Genomic DNA, 17,210 nt, shown 5'->3' with positions numbered 1-17,210 from the left:
CGCGTCAACCGACCCGAGTCAGCGCGGCTCTTGACCGGCATCAACCGCTATTGAGGGCCGCTCGCTGGTGTGCTCCACTGCCCCCAGGTCCTTCCCCAACCCCCTGTAGCCCTGTAGGAGAGAGTGATGAAACGCCTGACCCCGACCTCGCTGTTCGCCGGCGCGCTGCTGGCGCTGGCCGCCCTGGGCGCGCACGCCGCGGACGATGCCAAGAAAGCGCCGTCCGAGAAGCAGCTCAAGCAGCAGCAGCTGATGAAGTCCTGCAACGCCGACGCCAAGGACAAGACCGGCGACGAGCGCAAGGCCTTCATGAGCAGTTGCCTCAAGGGCGAAACCGCGCCGGCCAAGACCGCCCAGCAAACCAAGATGACGACTTGCAACGCCGAGGCCAAGGGCAAGACCGGCGACGAGCGCAAGACATTCATGAAGGAATGCCTCTCGGCCAAATGACGCAACGCCGCATCGGGCGCTCCGCGTTGTTGCAAATCCTCGCCATAGCGCTGCTATGGCTGCGGTTTGCGCCTAGCGGAGCATCCCGATGCAGCGTCGCGTCACTCGGCCGATCTCAGCAGCTCACTCGGCCGATTTCAGCGGTTCTCTCGGGCGGTTGCGGTGCGTTCACTTGGTCAGCACGCCGCGCGCGAGCATCACGGCCGCGATCGGAATCAGCATCAGCAAGTGGGCCTGGATCATGACCAGGCGTCGCGTGGCGCGCACCTCGGCGTCGCTCGGCAGACCACCACCGCCGTCCAAGGCCTTGAGCCAGCGGCGATAGGTCAAGGTCGGCTTGATGGAGATCAGGCCGATCACCACGAACAGCCCGAACTTGAGGTGCAGCAGCGGCTGGCCCCAGTACCAGCCCAGCCCCTTCATGCCCCACCACGTCCGAGCAAAGCCCGTCAGCAGCACCGCAACCGCGGTCATGCCGTAGATCATGTCCAGCCGCGACAGCCGCCGCACCACCGCCGCGTTCATCCATTCGGTACGGCACAGCGCCGCCTGGCTCGACAGGAATACGACCAGGCTGAGGATCGCCAGGATGTGCAGGCCGGCGAGCAGGGCTTCGAGCGTCATGAGGTCTCCCAGGTGGCGGCACGCGTCCAGTAGTCGACGCTGCCGTAGTGTTCCTTCAGGAAGTCTATCCAGAGCCTCACCCGCAGCGGCAGGTGCTTGCGCTGGGGCAGCACGGCAAAGATGCCGTTCGGCGGCGCCGCGAAATCGTCCAGCACGCTGACCAGTTCACCGGCGCGCAAGGCCGCGGCCACCTCCCAGGTGCTGCGCCACGCCAGCCCGAGGCCTTGCCGACACCAGTCGTGCAACACCTGGCCGTCGCTGCAATCGAGCCGACCACTCGGTCGCAGATGCTGCACCTGCCCGTCCACACGGAAGGCCCAGCCGCGCGTCTGGCTCGCATCGGAACTCAAGGTCAGGCACTCGTGCCGCATCAACTCGGACGGATGCCGCGGCGTGCCGGCACGCCGCAGGTAGGACGGCGCAGCCACGCACAGCCGTCGGTTGTCGGCCAGCCGCGTGCTGATCAGGCTGGAATCGCTGAGGTCGCCCACGCGGACGGCGCAGTCGAAACCCTCGTTGACGATGTCGACCACCCGGTCGCTGAGGTTCAGCGAGACGCTGACCTCCGGATGCCGCGCGAGAAAGGCCGGAACCAGCGGCGCGACGTGACGACGGCCGAAACCCGCCGGCGCGGTGATGCGCAGGTGACCGCTGGCCTTCACGCCGCCAGCGCTGACGCTGGCTTCAGCGCTCGCGAACTCGACAAGCAGGCGCTGGCAGTCCTCCAGGAAGGCGATGCCTTCATGCGTCAGCGTCAGCTTGCGGGTCGTGCGCAGCAGCAGCTTCACGCCCAGCCGCGCCTCCAGCGCGTCGAGGCGGCGGCCCATCACCGCGGGTGCCACGCCCTCGGCCTGCGCCGCGGCCGTCAGGCTGCCCTTGGTCGCGACCAGCACGAAGGACTCGATCTGTTTGAGGCGGTCCATGGCCGGCGATTGTTGGGCCGTTGCACCGCGCCAGGCAATGAATGCTGACCCGATGCGTTGTTATTTGTGCAAAAAAGTCAGGGATCTCCGACCGGCGTCGACATGAATCGGTGCCGTGCCGCAGCCTACAGTCGGTGCGTTCCGATGGGGGACGACCGCGCGCCGGCCCGTGTCTTGCCCCCGCCTTCCGGTCGCCATTCCTTCGCATCTTGGGAGCCGCCATGAGCGCACGCAGCCAACACCACCGCCTCCAGGTCGACACCGCCCTGGCCCGTTTCATCGAGACCGAGGCGCTGCCCGGCACCGGCATCGAGCCCGCCGCGTTCTGGCAGGGCTTCGATGCGCTGGCCCATGACCTGGCGCCGAAGAACGCCGCCCTGTTGGCGGAGCGCGATCGGCTGCAGGCCGAACTGGACGGTTGGCATCGCGCCCACCCCGGTCCGATCCGCGACATGGCGGCGTATCAGGCCTTCCTCCAGCAGATCGGCTACCTGGCGCCGCTGCCCGCCGATCCGAAGGCGACGACCGCCGATGTGGACGCGGAACTGGCGATCCAGGCCGGCCCGCAGCTGGTGGTCCCCATCCTGAACGCGCGTTACGCGCTGAACGCGGCCAACGCGCGCTGGGGCTCGCTGTACGACGCGCTCTATGGAACCGACGTCATTCCCAAAACCGACGGCGCCGAACGCGCCGGCGGCTACAACCCGGCCCGCGGCGCCAAGGTCATTGCCTTCGCGCGCCAGGTGCTGGACCAGGCCGCGCCGCTCGCGGGCGCCTCGCATGCTGACGCCACCGGCTATCGCGTCAATGGCGGCGCGCTCGCCGTCGCGCTGAAGGACGGTCGCGACGTTGGACTGGCGGACGCGTCGCAGTTCGTCGGCTACCTGGGCGACGCCGCGTCGCCGACGGCCATCCTGCTGCGCCATCACGGCCTGCACATCGAAGTGCAGATCGATCGCGCCTCGCCGATCGGCAAGACCGACGCGGCCGGCGTGTCCGACCTGCTGATGGAGTCGGCGCTGTCGACCATCCTCGACCTGGAGGACTCGATCGCCGCCGTCGATGCCGAGGACAAGCTGCTCGCCTACCGCAACTGGTTGGGCATCTTGCGGGGCTCGCTGACCGAGGAAGTCAGCAAGGGCGGCCGCAGTTTCGTGCGCCGCCTCAACCCGGACCGCGTCTACAAGGCGGCGGACGCTGGCCAGGACGTCGTGCTGCCGGGACGTTCGCTGCTGTTCGTGCGCAATGTCGGCCACCTGATGACCAATCCGGCCATCCTGCTGGACGGCGGGCGCGAGATCCCGGAAGGGATCATGGACGCCGTCATCACGACGCTGATCGCGTTGCATGACTTGAAGCAGCTATCGGGCTCGGGCCTGCGCAACTCGCGCCGCGGCTCGATCTACATCGTCAAGCCCAAGATGCACGGACCGGCCGAGGTCGGCTTCGCCAACGAGCTGTTCGGCCGCGTTGAGCAGTTGCTGGGCCTGCCGGCATCGACGGTGAAGCTGGGCATCATGGACGAGGAGCGCCGCACCAGCGTCAACCTCGCCGCCTGCATCGCCGCGGCGCCCAGCCGTGTCGCCTTCATCAACACCGGCTTCCTCGACCGCACCGGCGACGAGATGCACACCGCGATGCTGGCCGGCCCGATGCTGCGCAAGGGCGACATGAAGACCAGCGCCTGGATCCAGGCCTACGAGCGCAACAACGTGCTGGTGGGCCTGAGCGCCGGCTTGCGCGGCCGCGCGCAGATCGGCAAGGGCATGTGGGCGATGCCCGACCTGATGGCCGCGATGCTCGAGCAGAAGATCGCGCACCCGAAGGCCGGCGCCAACACCGCCTGGGTGCCGAGCCCGACCGCCGCCACGCTGCACGCGCTGCATTACCACCAGGTCAGCGTGGCGCAGGTGCAGCAGCAGATCGAGGCGGAAGCCGCTGGCGTCGATCGCGCCGAACTGCTGCAGCGCCTGCTCACCATCCCGGTGACGGACGCGCCGAACTGGTCCGAGGCCGAGAAGCAGCAGGAGCTGGACAACAACATCCAGGGCATCCTGGGCTACGTGGTGCGCTGGATCGACCAGGGCGTCGGCTGCTCCAAGGTGCCGGACATCAACGGTGTCGGTTTGATGGAGGACCGCGCCACGCTGCGCATCTCCAGCCAGCACGTGGCGAACTGGCTTTATCACGGCGTCGTCACGGAACAACAAGTTCGGGCGACATTCGAACGGATGGCGGCCGTGGTGGATGCGCAAAACGCCGCAGACCCGCTCTACGAGGCAATGGCAGGCCGTCCGCAAAGCATGGCGTACCAGGCGGCACTGGATCTGGTGTTCCAAGGACGGGAACAGCCCAGCGGGTACACGGAACCGCTGCTGCATGCGTGGCGGCAGCGGCGTAAGGCGACGAGCGCTCAATAAGGTCGGGACAACGCCAGCGCAACGACGACCATCTGCTTCAAACCGCCGCCATCGTGCGGCGTAAGGGAGATCTTTCGGAGCGGCCCTCGGGCCGCTTCGTCGTTTCCGCGCGTGTCACTTTTGCCGTTTTCCGGCATTCATCGCCCCGCGCCGAAGGATGACTTCCGGCATCACCGGTCGTTAGTTGTTCGCAAACCGTCCGGCAATGGAGGAAATCCCGTAGGGAACAGCCCTTGGATGGCCGGCAACACCTGTTCCTTAAAGTTTCTTCACCTCTGCGCAGCATCCCGTCACATGGCCACCGCCTGGGCCGGGAGGCTGCTTGTCATTTTTGCCATTTCACGGAACAGGCATGTCCCACTCCCTTCGCCAAGTCAGCCTGGCCGCAGCGATCCTCGCGGCCTCGATGGGTGCGCACGCACAGAACGCGCAACCGCAGCAGCTGGAACGCATCGAAATCACCGGCTCCGCCATCAAGCGCTCGATCGCCGACGAGGGCGCGCTGCCCATCTCGGTCATCAAGGCCGAGGAACTGCGCCAGTCGGGCGTGACCAGCGTCGAGCAGATCATCGACCTGCTGGCATCCAGCCAGTCCAGCAACACCGGCTCCAACTCGATCGGTTCCAGTACCGGCGGCGCGGCCTATGCCAACCTGCGCGGCCTGGGCACCAACAAGACCCTGGTCCTGCTGAACGGCCGCCGGATGACGGCATTCGCCTTCGGCGCCACGGCGGTCGACCTGAACTCGATCCCCTTCGCCGTCATCGACCGCGTCGAGGTGCTGCGCGACGGCGCCTCCGCCGTGTACGGCACGGACGCCATCGGCGGCGTCATCAACTTCATCACCAAGACCAACTACCGCGGTGGCCAGATCGTGCTGGAAGCCACCCGTCCGCAGGACGATGGCGGCAAGAAGGAAGGCGGATCGGTGACGATCGGCTTCGGCGACCTGGACAAGGACCGCATCAACTTCTGGGCCTCGTACGACCAGCGCCGTCAGCAGCGCGTGCGCGCGCTGGACCGCGAGTTCGCGCGCACCGGCATCATCCCGTCGCGCGGCGTGTCGGGCAGCTCCGGCACCACCTTCCCGGGCAACTTCACCCAAGGCAGCACCTTCAGCGGCAACCCGACCGCCCCGACCTGCCAACCGCCGCTGTCGCTGGTCAGCCCGACCAACGCGGCGAACTGCATCTTCGACTTCAGCTCGACGATCGACATCATTCCCGACACCAAGCAGGACACGCTCGCGGGCCGCTTCACCTTCAAGCTGTCGGACGACCACCAGTTCTCGCTGGAAGGCAACCAGACCGTCAACGACAACATCTCGCGCATCGCGCCGGATCCGGTGACCGGCATCACGATGCAGCCGAGCAACCCGTTCTTCCCGAGCACCTATCCCGGCATCAACCTGACGCAGCCGATCAGCGTCGGCTGGCGCATGGTGCCGGCCGGTTCGCGGACCAACGGCGCCCATGCCGAAGCGCAGCGGGTCGTGGCCGACCTGTCGGGCGTGATCGCGGGCTGGGACTACAAGGTCGGCGCCCTGTACTCGCGCAGTACCGCCAATGACGCGGCCGTGGACGGCTACGTGAACGCGCCCTTCGTGCGTGCCCAGGTCGCCGCCGGCAACCTGAACCCGTTCGGCGAGGCCACCCCGGCCCAGCTGGCGGTCATCCAGCAGGCCAAGCGCGCCGGCGTCTTCGCCAACGCGCTGGGCACGACCAAGAGCGTCGATGCCCGCGTCAGCAAGGAGATCTTCGACCTGCCGGGTGGCCGCGCGGCGATCGCGGTCGCCGGTGAATTCCGCAAGGAGTTCTACAAGAACGACACCAACGACGCCGTCGTGCTGGCGATTCCGTCGGCCGGCCGTTCGCCCAACCACGTCGGCGGCGAGCGCGAAGTCAAGGCGATCGGCGTCGAGCTGCTGCTGCCGGTGCACAAGATGGTCGAGGTCCAGCTGGCGCTGCGCACCGACGACTACTCCGACGCCGGCCGCACGACCAACCCGAAGATCGGCCTGCGCTTCCAGCCCATGAAGGAGCTGGCCTTCCGCGGCTCGTACAACACCGGCTTCCGCGCCCCGGCGCTGGACGACCTGTACGCCCCCAAGTCGGTCACCTTCACCTCCGGCGCCAAGAACGACCCGGTGCTCTGCGATGCCAACGGCAACCCGATCGTCGCCCTGGGCGGCATCGGCAGCCGCGACTGCCGCCAGCAGCCGCAGGTGCAGAACGGCGGTGACGCCAACCTGCGTCCGGAGAAGTCCAAGACCTTCACGCTGGGCGCGGTGTTCGAGCCGACCAAGGCGCTGACCGTCGCGGTCGACTATTGGAACATCAAGCTGCGCGACCAGATCGACGTGCTGCCGGTGGACACGCTGCTGGCCAACTCCACCCGCTACGCCGACCGCATCGTCAGATGCAACCAGCTGCCGGTGTCCGAGCAGGCCAACCTGCAGCGCTGCTCCGGCCTGTGGGTGAATGGCCCGGCGATCGCCTACCTGATCACGCACAACGAGAACATCGGCCGCATCAAGACCGACGGCCTGGACCTGAGCGCCGCCTACAGCCAGGGCCTGGGTGGCTGGGGCAACCTGTCGCTGGCGTACGAAGCCACCTACGTTCACAAGTACGAGTACCAGACCAGCCCGGAGGACAAGTTCAAGAGCCGTCTGGCCTACTACAACGACAACAGCGTGGTCTTCCGCTGGAAGCACAACATCTCGGCCGCCTGGGCGATGAACAACTGGGGCGCGCGCCTGGCGGTGCGTCACCAGTCCGGCTATCGCGACCAGAACGATGCGACCACCGTCGTGGGCGGCCCGTCGTTCTACGGCAATGTCGACTCGTACACCCTGGTCGACCTGTCGGGCACCTACAAGTTCAACAAGGCCACGTCGCTGACGCTGGGCGTGAAGAACCTGTTCGACACCGACCCACCGTTCTCCAACCAGTCGACGCGTTCGCAGCGCGGCTTCGATCCGCGCTACTCGGACCCGCTGGGCCGCGCGTTCTTCCTGCGCGCTGCTTACGGGTTCTGATCGCGTTGTCGTGAAACCCCGGCCGCCTGTCGCGGCCGGACGACAGCCTGTTGCCGAGTCGCAACGGGCTGGGCGCATAACGCCTCCGGGTTTGTCCCCTTCGCGACATCGCCCGCATCCCCGCCACTGGCCGAAAGTCACCCGTGACCCTGGCCACGGCGGGTTTTTCGCTGCAGGGCGCCGCTCGCGTCCGACCGCCCGCCGCCGGCTCAATTGGTAGGAACCCCCGCCGATCGGCGAAGGCCGTTCATTGACACTCTTTTCACACGGCAGTCACGCATTCAAAACGTCCGACCGCCGTCCGGTAACGTTTTGCGCGCCGCCAAAAGCGCCGCCGCTCAACACTTTAGGAGTGTCTTTTGAAGAACAAACTGAACGCGGTGAGCCTGGCAGTCGCCGCCACCCTCGCCGCCGCGTCGTCGGCCGCCCTGGCCCAGGCGCAGGAACAAGCCCAGCTGGAACGCGTCGTCGTGACCGGCTCGGCGATCAAGCGCATCGCCGCCGAGGGCTCGCTGCCCGTGCAGACCGTCACCCGCGCCGAGATCGAGCGCAGTGGCGTGACCTCGGTCGTGGAACTGATGCAGAACCTGTCGTCCGTGCAGGGCGGTATCACCGAAGGTGACACCGTCGGTGGCGGCGGCGGCGGCCAGGCCACCGTGTCCATCCACAACCTGGGCGGCGATCGCACCCTGGTGCTGCTGAACGGCCGCCGCCTGATCGGCGAAGCCGGCGGGGCGGTGGACCTGAACATGATCCCGCTGTCGATCATCGAGCGCGTGGACGTGCTGACCGACGGCGCGTCCGCGCTCTACGGCTCGGACGCCGTGGCGGGCGTGGTGAACTTCATCACCCGCAACAACTCGACGCGCAAGAACATCAGCGCCAACGTCTCGGTCCCGCAGCACAAGGGCGGCAAGGAGCGCAGCGCGTCAATCTCCGGTGGCTTCGGCGACCTGGACAGCGACGGCTTCAACATCATGGCCGCCCTGTCGGTGGACAAGCGCGACGCCCTGACGGCCGACCAACGCGATTTCACCAAGACCGGCGTCATCAACTTCAGCCACAACGGCAACCAGTACCAGTTCTTCAACGGCTCGCCCTCGTCCATTCCGGGCAACGTGAACGTGCCGGTGATCGAGGACGGCGAACTGAGCTCGGAACTGCGCAACGTCTACCTGGCGCAGAACGGCAAGTGTGCCGAGCGCACCGTGCAGGTGGGCCAGTCCTGCTATTTCGACTATGCCGGCACGGTCCAGGCCTTCCCGGACCGCAAGCGCACCAACCTGTTCGGCTCCGCCTCGGTGAAGCTGGGCAACCACACGCTGCGTGCCGACCTGCTGCTGGGCAAGACCAAGACCAGCGGCAAGATCGCCGCCGTGCCGGGCTCGGTCGCCGTGGATCCGAACGGCCCGTTCGCCAACGAGCTGGCGGCGGTCGGCTACACCCCCGCCTATCTGCAATCCATCGGCCTGGACCCGAACCGCATCGCGTCGGTGTCCTATCGCGCCTACGACCTGGGCAACCGCACCAGCACCTTCGATCGCGACAACAAGGCGCTGTGGCTGCAGCTCGACGGCCAGCTCGCCGGCTGGGACTACACCGCCACCGCGGGCTACCAACGCGCCGTGGTCGAGGAAAGCAACTCCGGCTATCCGCTGGCCAAGGCCTTCGGCGCCCTGCTGCGCAGCGGCCTGTACAACCCGTTCGTGCTGCCGGGCCAGCAGTCGCAGGCGGCGCGCGACGCGGCCTCGCAGATCATGATCTCGGGCGTCTACGACACCGAGACGAGCACCCTGTTCAACGCCGACGTCCGTGCCCAGCGCGAGATCTTCTCGACTTCCGCTGGCGGCGCCTACCTAGCGCTGGGCGCCTCCTTCCAGAAGGACAAGGTCACCGACGATCCGGGCGCCGTGGCGCGCGGCGAAGGCGGCGTCAATGGCGACGACCAGCGCTTCGGCGACAGCACCGTCGTCATCCCGTACAGCGCCAAGCGCGACTCGATGGGCGCCTTCGCCGAAGTGATCGTCCCGGTCGTGAAGAACCTGGAAGTCACCGCCGGCGTGCGCTACGACAACTACCGTCACGTCGACAGCGCGACCAACGGCAAGCTGTCGTTCAAGTACACGCCGATGCCGCAACTGCTGGTCCGCGGTTCCATCGGCACCGGCTTCCGCGCGCCGACGCTGCGCCAGCTGTACCGCCCGCTGCAGGAATTCGGCGTGACCGCCGAGCCCTACACCTGCAATGCCGGCATGGCCGCCATGGCCGCCAGCCTGGGTGCGACCTGCCAGGCCGGCGACAAGCAGTACAACGTGTTCACCGGCGGCGTGAAGACGGTGAAGCCGGAAGAGTCGAAGCAGGCCACGCTGGGCTTCCGCGTCGAGCCGACGAGCACCTTCTCGTTCGGCGCCGACTGGTGGTGGGTCGGCATCGACAAGACCTTCGGCTCGGTGGACGAGAACGAGGCCTTCAGCGATCCGCAGAAGTACTCCAACCTGTGGCTGGTCTACACCGATCCGGTCACCGGCGAGAAATTCCTGGCCTACAACGCCAGCACGACCAACCTGGGCAAGTCGTTCAGCAGCGGTATCGACTTCGACGTGACCGGCCGCGTCAACACGCCGATCGGCCGCCTGACGTCGAATGTCCGCGCCACCTACATGCTGAACGACAAGCAGCAGCTGCTGGCCGGCGGCGAATACTTCTCGACCATCGCGGACAACCATCCGTCGATCGGCGACGTGACCTTCCGCTGGAAGGGCCAGTGGACCAACACGCTGCAGACCGGCAACTGGGTGCATGCGGCCAACATCAACTTCCAGTCGGGCTACAAGGATTTCCCCACCGAGGTGGAGAACCTGGCGAATGGCGAGACGGAAGTGGTGCGCCTGAAGGTCAAGCCGTACGTGACGCTGGACTGGCAGACCGCCTATACCTGGAACAAGCAGCTGACGCTGTCCCTGGGCATCAAGAACGTGTTCGACAAGGAACCCCCGCTGTCGCTGCGCGTCAAGGGCGGCCACATGCTGGGCTTCGATTACCGCTACTACAGCCCGATCGGACGCACCTTCCAGGCGCGCGCCAGCTACGACTTCTGATCCGACCTGCGATTCGCCGCATCCGCGGCGAATCCCGCACCGCACACAAGGACCCCTTTCGGGGTCCTTTTTTATTGTCCTGCCACCAGCGTCGGCGCCTTGGCAACTGGAATCCGCCCGACCGGCACGTGAAGTAATGTTTCCATCGCCTCAATGAAATTCCAAGTCGTTGAATTAAATCGGTTTTTTCATACTTCACCGGCGCCCGGCCCCAACTGCGCGTTGCCGATTCCATACGCGCCTTCTCAGTATCTTCACGTCATACAAACGGGTTATCAACGTTTGGTGCGAAATACGATGGTTTTGAATCCATCTCCATATCCGACATTTCTGTGAGAGTAATGCCCATGTAAATGCGGAAACTGTGGCGCAGGCACGACCGAAATGTCACCAAACAGTAAGGAAAAACCCGCAAAAAATGCAGGTTCGACAGGTAGCCGTCAGATCCAGTGCGATTTACGAACACGGACCTATGACCTCTGGGGATTCATCAGCACACTTTTGCCCAGGCCTCGCGATGCGGGGCCGTTTCAATTCCGGCTCGCCGCACCCACAAGGAGGGCGGGCACTCTCCCCCTAGAGGTGCATATGTACAAGCTGAACGCGGTGAGCCTGGCAGTCGCCGCCACCATTGCGGCCGCGTCCTTCCCGGCGCTGGCCCAGGACCAACAAGACCAGAGCCAGCTCGAACGAGTCGTCGTCACGGGGTCCGCGATCAAGCGGCTCGACGCTGAATCGTCGGTGCCGGTGACGACCTTCAAGATGAGCGACATCCGTCAGCAGGGCCTGACGACGGTGGAGCAGATCCTGAGCACCCTCACGGCCAGCCAGAGCAGCCTGGGCACCAGCCAGGCCGTCGGCTCGTCGACCGGCGGCGCCTCCTTCGCCGACCTGCGCGGCATCGGCGCGAACAAGACGCTGGTGCTGCTGAACGGGCGTCGCATCGCCAACAACGCGTTCGACGGCTCGGCCCCCGACCTGAACATGATCCCGCTGGCGGCCATCGAGCGCATCGAGGTGCTGCGCGACGGCGCCTCCTCGCTGTACGGCACGGACGCGATCGGCGGTGTCATCAACTTCATCACCCGTTCCGACTACCAGGGCGGCACCGTGACGCTGGGCTACGACTCGCCGCAGCACGCCGGCGGCAAGACCCGCAACGCCAACGCCGGCTTCGGCTACGGCGACCTGGACAAGCAGGGCTTCAACCTGTTCGGCTTCGTCGACCTGCAGAAGCAGGACCCGATCGGCGGCACGCAGCGCGACTACAACACGCGCTTCGTCGGCGGCAAGTCCGGCTCCACCCTGCCGGCCAACTACTACCAGGACGGCAGCACGGTCTACAACCCGGCCGCCCCGACCTGCGCCAGCGGCATCTTCCTCGTGCCGAACGCGGACCAGACGTCCTGCACGATGTCGACCTCGCGCTTCGTGGACTACGTGCCCGAAAGCCAGCGCGCCTCGGCGATGCTGAAGGGCACCGTCAAGCTGAGCAACGACCACACCTTCGGCGCCGAGTACTTCATCACCCGCTCCGAGGTGAAGACGCGCATCGCGCCGGTGCCGTATGGCTTCCTGGTGCAGAACCGCCTGCGTCCGGACGGTTCGCCGAACCCGTTCTATCCGAACAACCCCGCGCTCAGCTCGACCTACGACGGCGACAACTACGCCGGCCAGACGATGACCGACGGCGGCGCGACCATCCAGCCGGGCTACATCACGCTGAAGTGGCGTGACGCCCCGAACGGCCCGCGCGGCGACAAGAACACCAACACGCAGCAGCGCCTGGTGCTGTCGCTGGACGGCACGCTGGCGGGCTGGGACTACTCCGCCGGCCTGAGCTACAACCAGAACAAGGTCACCGAGGACCTGATCAGCGGCTACACGGACGGCAACAAGATCACCGAAGGCATCCTGACCGGCATCATCAACCCGTTCGGCGACCAGGATGCGGCTGGCACGGCCTACCTCCAAAGCGCCAACGCGCTGGGCCGCCTGATGATCGGCAAGGGCCGCACCACCAACCTGGACGCCCACGCCAGCCGCGAGCTGGGCGACTGGCTGGGTGCCGGCCGCGCCGCCGCCCTGGCGCTGGGCGCGGAGTTCCGCCAGGAGAAGTTCACGCAGGACGCGCAGGACGCCTATGCGCAGACCGTGGTCGCCTCGACCGGCATCGACCCCAACATCTACAGCTCCGGCAAGCGCGACGTCTACGCCGTCTACGGCGAACTGAACGTGCCGCTGCTCAAGACGCTGGATGTCACCGCCGCGGTCCGCTACGACAAGTACAACGACTTCGGCAGCACGACCAATCCGAAGGTCAGCTTCCGCTTCCAGCCGTCCAAGGAAGTGCTGATCCGCGGTTCGTACTCGACCGGCTTCCGCGCGCCCTCGCTGTATGAGCTGCATGCCGCGCCGACCTACACGAACTCGAGCACGGTCAACGACCCGGTGCTGTGCGCCAACGGCGGCACCACGATCAACCTGTGCGACGCCCAGTTCATGGTCCGCAACGGCGGCAACGACCAGCTCAAGCCCGAGAAGAGCAAGAGCGCGTCGCTGGGCTTCCAGTTCGCCCCGCTCAACGACCTGAGCTTCGGCGTCGACTTCTGGTGGCTGCGCGTGAAGAACCTGATCGGCGTGATCGGCGACGCGTCGCTGTTCGACCCTGCCAACCAGGACAAGTTCGGTCAGTTCTATCACCGCAACTCGCAAGGCCAGCTCTCGGTCGACGGTTCGCAGTGCCCGGGCACCGACTGCGGCTACGTGGACGTGCGCCAGCTCAACCTGGGCGGCAACAACACCAACGGCTTCGACCTGAACGCCAACTACCGCCTGCGCCTGGCCGGTGCCGGCAACGTCATGCTGGGCCTGAACAGCACCTACGTGACCAAGTACGAGTACCAGGACCTGCAGGACGGTCCGTGGAACCAGAACGTCGGCGTCTACTCCGGTGCCGGCCCGGTCTTCCGCTGGCAGCACACGCTGTCGGCCGTGTGGTCCTACGACAAGTTCACCGTCGGCCTGACCGGTCACTACAAGTCCGGCTACATCGACGTGACGCCGACCAACCACGTCGGCAGCTACACGACGGCGGACCTGTACGCCTCCTGGCGTCCGATCAAGCCCGCCTCGCTGACGCTGGGCGTGCGCAACATCGCGGACCGCGATCCCCCGCTGAGCTTCCAGACCCAGGTCTTCCAGGCCGGCTTCGACCCGCGCTACACCGATCCGACCGGCCGCACCTTCTACGTCCGCGGTTCCTACGACTTCTGATCGCCGGGAAATCCGACACAATCCGAGGGCCCCATCCGGGGCCCTTTTCTTTGTCCGGATCCGTTTTCCGCCGCCTCCGTCCCCGTATGTCCGACACCTCTTCCATGCCGCCGTCGCGGTGCCAGGTCCTCATCATCGGCGCCGGCCCCGCCGGCAGCGCCGCGGCGCGCTGGCTGGCCCGGGCGGGCGTGGACGTGGTGTTCGCCGACCAGCAGCCGCTGGGCCGCGACAAGGTCTGCGGCGACGGCCTGATCCCCGACGCGCACCAGGCGCTCGAGCGCCTGGGCCTGCTGGACCGGGTGATGGCCAAGGCGCAGCGCTCGGCGCACGTGGGCTGCGTCGGACCGCGCGGCGGCCGCATCGACGTCCCCGGCCACCTCGCCGTGCTGCCGCGCAGGCAGCTCGACGAACTCCTCAACCTCGGCGCGCAGGAGGCCGGCGCGCGCTTCCTGGCACCGGCGCGCTTCGAGGCGGCGCTCGAGGACGCCCAGGGCCGGGTGCGCGGCGCCCGCTTCTCGATCGAGGGCCAGCCGCACGAGATCGCCGCCGACTGGGTCATCCTGGCCACCGGCGCCGTGCCCAAGGCGCTGACGGCCGCCGGCATGTGCGAGCGCCACACACCCAGCGGCGTCGCGCTGCGCGGTTACGTCCACGCGCCGTCGATGGTCGGCGAGATCAAGGCGCTGGAAGTCGTCTGGTGCAAGCCGGTGCAGCCGGGCTACGGCTGGATCTTCCCGGCGCCCGACGGCAGCTTCAACATCGGCGTGGGCGTCACCGACAGCCATCAGGACCTGGCCGGCAAGGGCCAGAAGAAGGACGTCAACCTGCGCGCCATCTTCGACGCCTTCGTCGCGCATTACCCGCCCGCCAAGCGCCTGATGGCCGAGGGCGAACTGGTCGGCGAACTCAAGGGCGCGCCGCTGCGCTGCACGCTCAAGGGCGCGCGCTGGACCCGCCCCGGCCTGCTGGTGACCGGCGAGGCGGCGGGCTCGACCTACTCCTTCACCGGCGAAGGCATCGGCAAGGCGATGGAGACCGGCCTGCTCGCGGCCGAGGCGATCCTGGCCCACGCCACCGGCGTCGACGGCTTCGATGCCAAGGTCCGCGCCCAATACGAGCAGGGCCTGCGCGCGCTGCAGCCCAAGTACGACCTCTACGAGCGCGGCAACCGCGTCAACCGCTTCCCGTGGCTGGCCGACCTCCTGATCTGGCGCGCGAAGAAGAGCCCGCGCCTGCTGCAACGCATGAGCGGCGTGCTCAACGAGACCAGCAACCCCGGCAACCTGGTGAGCCTGAAGGGGATCACGCGGCTGTTCCTCGAATGAGCGCCGCGACCTGAGCCTGGAGAGACCGCGATGTGCCAGCTGATGGGCATGAACGCCCGCCGACCGACCGACGTCATGTTCAGCTTCGCCGGACTCGCGACGCGGGCCCATGAGCACAAGGACGGCTTCGGCATCGCCTTCTTCGAGGGCCGCGGCCTGCGGCACTTCGTCGACCACCACAGCGCGCGGGTCTCGCCGCTGGCCGAGCTGGTCAAGACCTACCCGATCCGCAGCGACGTCGTCATCGCCCACATCCGCAAGGCCACGCAGGGCGTGGTCTCGCTGGAGAACACCCATCCCTTCGTGCGCGAGCTCTGGGGCCGCTACTGGGTGTTCGCGCACAACGGCGACCTCAAGGGCTTCGCGCCCCGGCTGCACGCGGCCTTCAAGCCGGTCGGGCAGACCGACAGCGAGCAGGCCTTCTGCTGGCTGATGCAGGAGCTGGCCAAGGCCCACGCCAACATGCCGGCCATCGAGGAACTGAACCACACGCTGCGCGAGCTGCTGCCCCAGCTCAACCGCCACGGCACCTTCAACATGCTGCTGTCCAACGGCCAGGCGCTGTGGGCGCACGGCTCGACCAAGCTGCATTACCTGCTGCGCCAGCCGCCCTTCGGCCATGTGACGCTGCAGGACGAGGACCTGAGCGTCGACCTGTCCGCCAAGACCACCGAGGACGACCGCATCGCCATCGTCGCCACCGAACCGCTGACGCGCGGCGAAGCCTGGGTGCCGATCGAGCCGGGCACGCTGAAGGTGTTCCTGGGCGGCGAACCACTCTGCTGAGCCCGGGCTGCGGGCCAGTCGTCCCCGCCAACCGCCATTCGCCGCATCCGGCGGCCCGCCCCGCACCCCTGGCCTAGACTCGCCCCATGACCTCGCCCAGCGCTCCCGCCGAAGCCGCCACCGCCGTGCCGGCCAAGCCCGCCGCCGAAGCCGGCGCCGGGGTCCGCTTCGACTGGGCCTACTGGCTGTTCCCCGGCCCGCGCCGCCGCTTCTCCGAGGCCGAGATCGCGCGCTCCGGCCTGAAGGGCTGGTCCAGCGGCATCGACTGCTACGTGATGAGCAACGTGCTGGTGCTGGGACTGGTCTTCTACACGATGCTGCCGCGCCACCTGGCGCACGTGATCCTGATCGGCGGGCTGGCGATGGCGTCGCTGGGACTGGGCGTCGGACGCTGGCTGTGGCGCCAGCCGACCCGCACCCGCTTCAACGGCGCCACGCTGGCGCTCAGCATCCTGATGGTGCTGATCACGCTGGTGATGGTGAAGCTGGGCTACCGCGACGAGGCGCGCGACCTGCTGCCCTTCGCCGCCGGCGGCATGACGCTGACGGTGTCGTCCTGGTGGTTCCTGACGCTGTACCGCACGCAGCAGCTGGGCGCGCGGCTGGCCGAGCTCGACGCCCAGGACGAACGCATCGCGATGGCGCAGCGGCTGGCGACGGCGCAGATCCAGCCGCATTTCCTCTTCAACACGCTGGCCTCGCTGCAGCACTGGGTCGACACCCGCGACGACCGCGCCGGCCCGATGCTGCGCTCGCTGACGCGCTACCTGCGCGCGACGCTGCCGATGTTCGAGCAGGACCGGCTGCCGCTCGAGCAGGAACTGCAGATCGTGCGCAGCTACCTGGACATCATGCAGGCGCGGCTGGGGCAGCGGCTCAGCTGGTCGCTGGACACGGAAGCCGGGGCGGGCGCCGTGATCGCCGGCGCCAGCCTGCCGCCGGGCACGCTGCTGACGCTGGCGGAGAACGCGATCACGCACGGCATCGAGCCCAGCCTGAGAGGCGGCCACATCGCCGTGCGGGTGAAGGCGGCGGACGGCCGGCTGCGGCTGGAGGTGCAGGACGGCGGCCAGGGCCTGACGCCGGGCGCCTGCGACGGCCTGGGGCTGGCCAACACGCGGGAGCGGCTGCAGGCGCAGTTCGGCCCCGAGGCCCGGCTCGGCCTGGAGCCCGCGCCGGACCAGGCGCCCGGCTGCCTGGCCTGGGTCGAGCTGCCGACCGCCTGAGCGCGGCGCGCGACACGGCGCCCCGCCTCGCGGCAGGACAAG

At 67.5% G+C, this 17,210-nt stretch carries 10 protein-coding genes; 8 read left to right on the top strand and 2 right to left on the bottom strand.

The window, feature by feature from the left end; translation table 11 throughout:
* Window positions 1-126 precede the first annotated feature (126 nt).
* On the top strand, window positions 127-450 hold the full coding sequence (locus BM393_RS18845) for a PsiF family protein (RefSeq protein ID WP_091730178.1): 324 nt from the start codon (window positions 127-129) through the stop codon (window positions 448-450).
* 168 nt (window positions 451-618) lie between these two features.
* Here the strand turns inward: BM393_RS18845 and BM393_RS18840 are convergent, their stop codons facing one another.
* Window positions 619-1,074 carry a DUF2214 family protein gene (locus BM393_RS18840; RefSeq protein ID WP_091730173.1) on the bottom strand — a complete coding sequence of 152 codons (456 nt, stop codon included), beginning with the start codon at window positions 1,072-1,074 and terminating at the stop codon, window positions 619-621.
* Window positions 1,071-1,997, bottom strand: coding sequence for a LysR family transcriptional regulator (locus BM393_RS18835; RefSeq protein ID WP_091730169.1), 927 nt, complete (start codon window positions 1,995-1,997; stop codon window positions 1,071-1,073). Before BM393_RS18835 ends, BM393_RS18840 begins: the two co-directional genes overlap by 4 nt.
* Before the next feature lie 221 nt (window positions 1,998-2,218).
* Between BM393_RS18835 and BM393_RS18830 the strand changes: the two genes are divergently transcribed.
* From BM393_RS18830 to BM393_RS18800, 7 genes are all read left to right on the top strand, one after another.
* Complete coding sequence (locus BM393_RS18830) at window positions 2,219-4,417, top strand: malate synthase G (protein WP_091730165.1); 2,199 nt, start codon at window positions 2,219-2,221, stop codon at window positions 4,415-4,417.
* A 352-nt stretch (window positions 4,418-4,769) separates the two neighbouring features.
* A complete protein-coding gene (locus BM393_RS18825) occupies window positions 4,770-7,457 on the top strand; it encodes a TonB-dependent receptor (protein ID WP_091730160.1) in 2,688 nt (895 codons plus the stop codon).
* Window positions 7,458-7,816: 359 nt separating this feature from the next.
* Window positions 7,817-10,555, top strand: coding sequence for a TonB-dependent receptor domain-containing protein (locus BM393_RS18820; protein ID WP_091730157.1), 2,739 nt, complete (start codon window positions 7,817-7,819; stop codon window positions 10,553-10,555).
* A gap of 588 nt (window positions 10,556-11,143) precedes the next feature.
* Window positions 11,144-13,831 carry a TonB-dependent receptor gene (locus BM393_RS18815; protein ID WP_175538412.1) on the top strand — a complete coding sequence of 896 codons (2,688 nt, stop codon included), beginning with the start codon at window positions 11,144-11,146 and terminating at the stop codon, window positions 13,829-13,831.
* Between the two features lie 86 nt (window positions 13,832-13,917).
* On the top strand, window positions 13,918-15,156 hold the full coding sequence (locus tag BM393_RS18810; RefSeq protein WP_091730150.1) for a geranylgeranyl reductase family protein: 1,239 nt from the start codon (window positions 13,918-13,920) through the stop codon (window positions 15,154-15,156).
* 30 nt (window positions 15,157-15,186) lie between these two features.
* Window positions 15,187-15,942 carry a class II glutamine amidotransferase gene (locus tag BM393_RS18805; protein WP_091730145.1) on the top strand — a complete coding sequence of 252 codons (756 nt, stop codon included), beginning with the start codon at window positions 15,187-15,189 and terminating at the stop codon, window positions 15,940-15,942.
* 86 nt (window positions 15,943-16,028) lie between these two features.
* Window positions 16,029-17,168 (top strand): sensor histidine kinase, encoded by a 1,140-nt coding sequence (locus BM393_RS18800; RefSeq protein WP_091730142.1) that lies wholly within the window; start codon window positions 16,029-16,031, stop codon window positions 17,166-17,168.
* Window positions 17,169-17,210: the final 42 nt, after the last annotated feature.

Source organism: Mitsuaria sp. PDC51 (genome assembly GCF_900113225.1).
In the GTDB taxonomy this organism is placed as follows: Bacteria; Pseudomonadota; Gammaproteobacteria; order Burkholderiales; family Burkholderiaceae_C; genus Roseateles.
The sequence above is the reverse complement of the archived record's forward strand: the minus strand, read 5'-3'. Positions and strand labels throughout refer to the sequence as shown.

Excerpts from the sequence above, each read along its gene's own strand:
- BM393_RS18830 (WP_091730165.1), top strand. The coding sequence starts at position 2,219 with ATGAGCGCACGCAGCCAACACCACCGCCTCCAGGTCGACACCGCCCTG.
- BM393_RS18840 (WP_091730173.1), bottom strand. The coding sequence starts at position 1,074 with ATGACGCTCGAAGCCCTGCTCGCCGGCCTGCACATCCTGGCGATCCTC.
- BM393_RS18800 (WP_091730142.1), top strand. The coding sequence starts at position 16,029 with ATGACCTCGCCCAGCGCTCCCGCCGAAGCCGCCACCGCCGTGCCGGCC.
- BM393_RS18815 (WP_175538412.1), top strand. The coding sequence starts at position 11,144 with ATGTACAAGCTGAACGCGGTGAGCCTGGCAGTCGCCGCCACCATTGCG.
- BM393_RS18810 (WP_091730150.1), top strand. The coding sequence starts at position 13,918 with ATGTCCGACACCTCTTCCATGCCGCCGTCGCGGTGCCAGGTCCTCATC.
- BM393_RS18805 (WP_091730145.1), top strand. The coding sequence starts at position 15,187 with ATGTGCCAGCTGATGGGCATGAACGCCCGCCGACCGACCGACGTCATG.
- BM393_RS18845 (WP_091730178.1), top strand. The coding sequence starts at position 127 with ATGAAACGCCTGACCCCGACCTCGCTGTTCGCCGGCGCGCTGCTGGCG.
- BM393_RS18825 (WP_091730160.1), top strand. The coding sequence starts at position 4,770 with ATGTCCCACTCCCTTCGCCAAGTCAGCCTGGCCGCAGCGATCCTCGCG.
- BM393_RS18835 (WP_091730169.1), bottom strand. The coding sequence starts at position 1,997 with ATGGACCGCCTCAAACAGATCGAGTCCTTCGTGCTGGTCGCGACCAAG.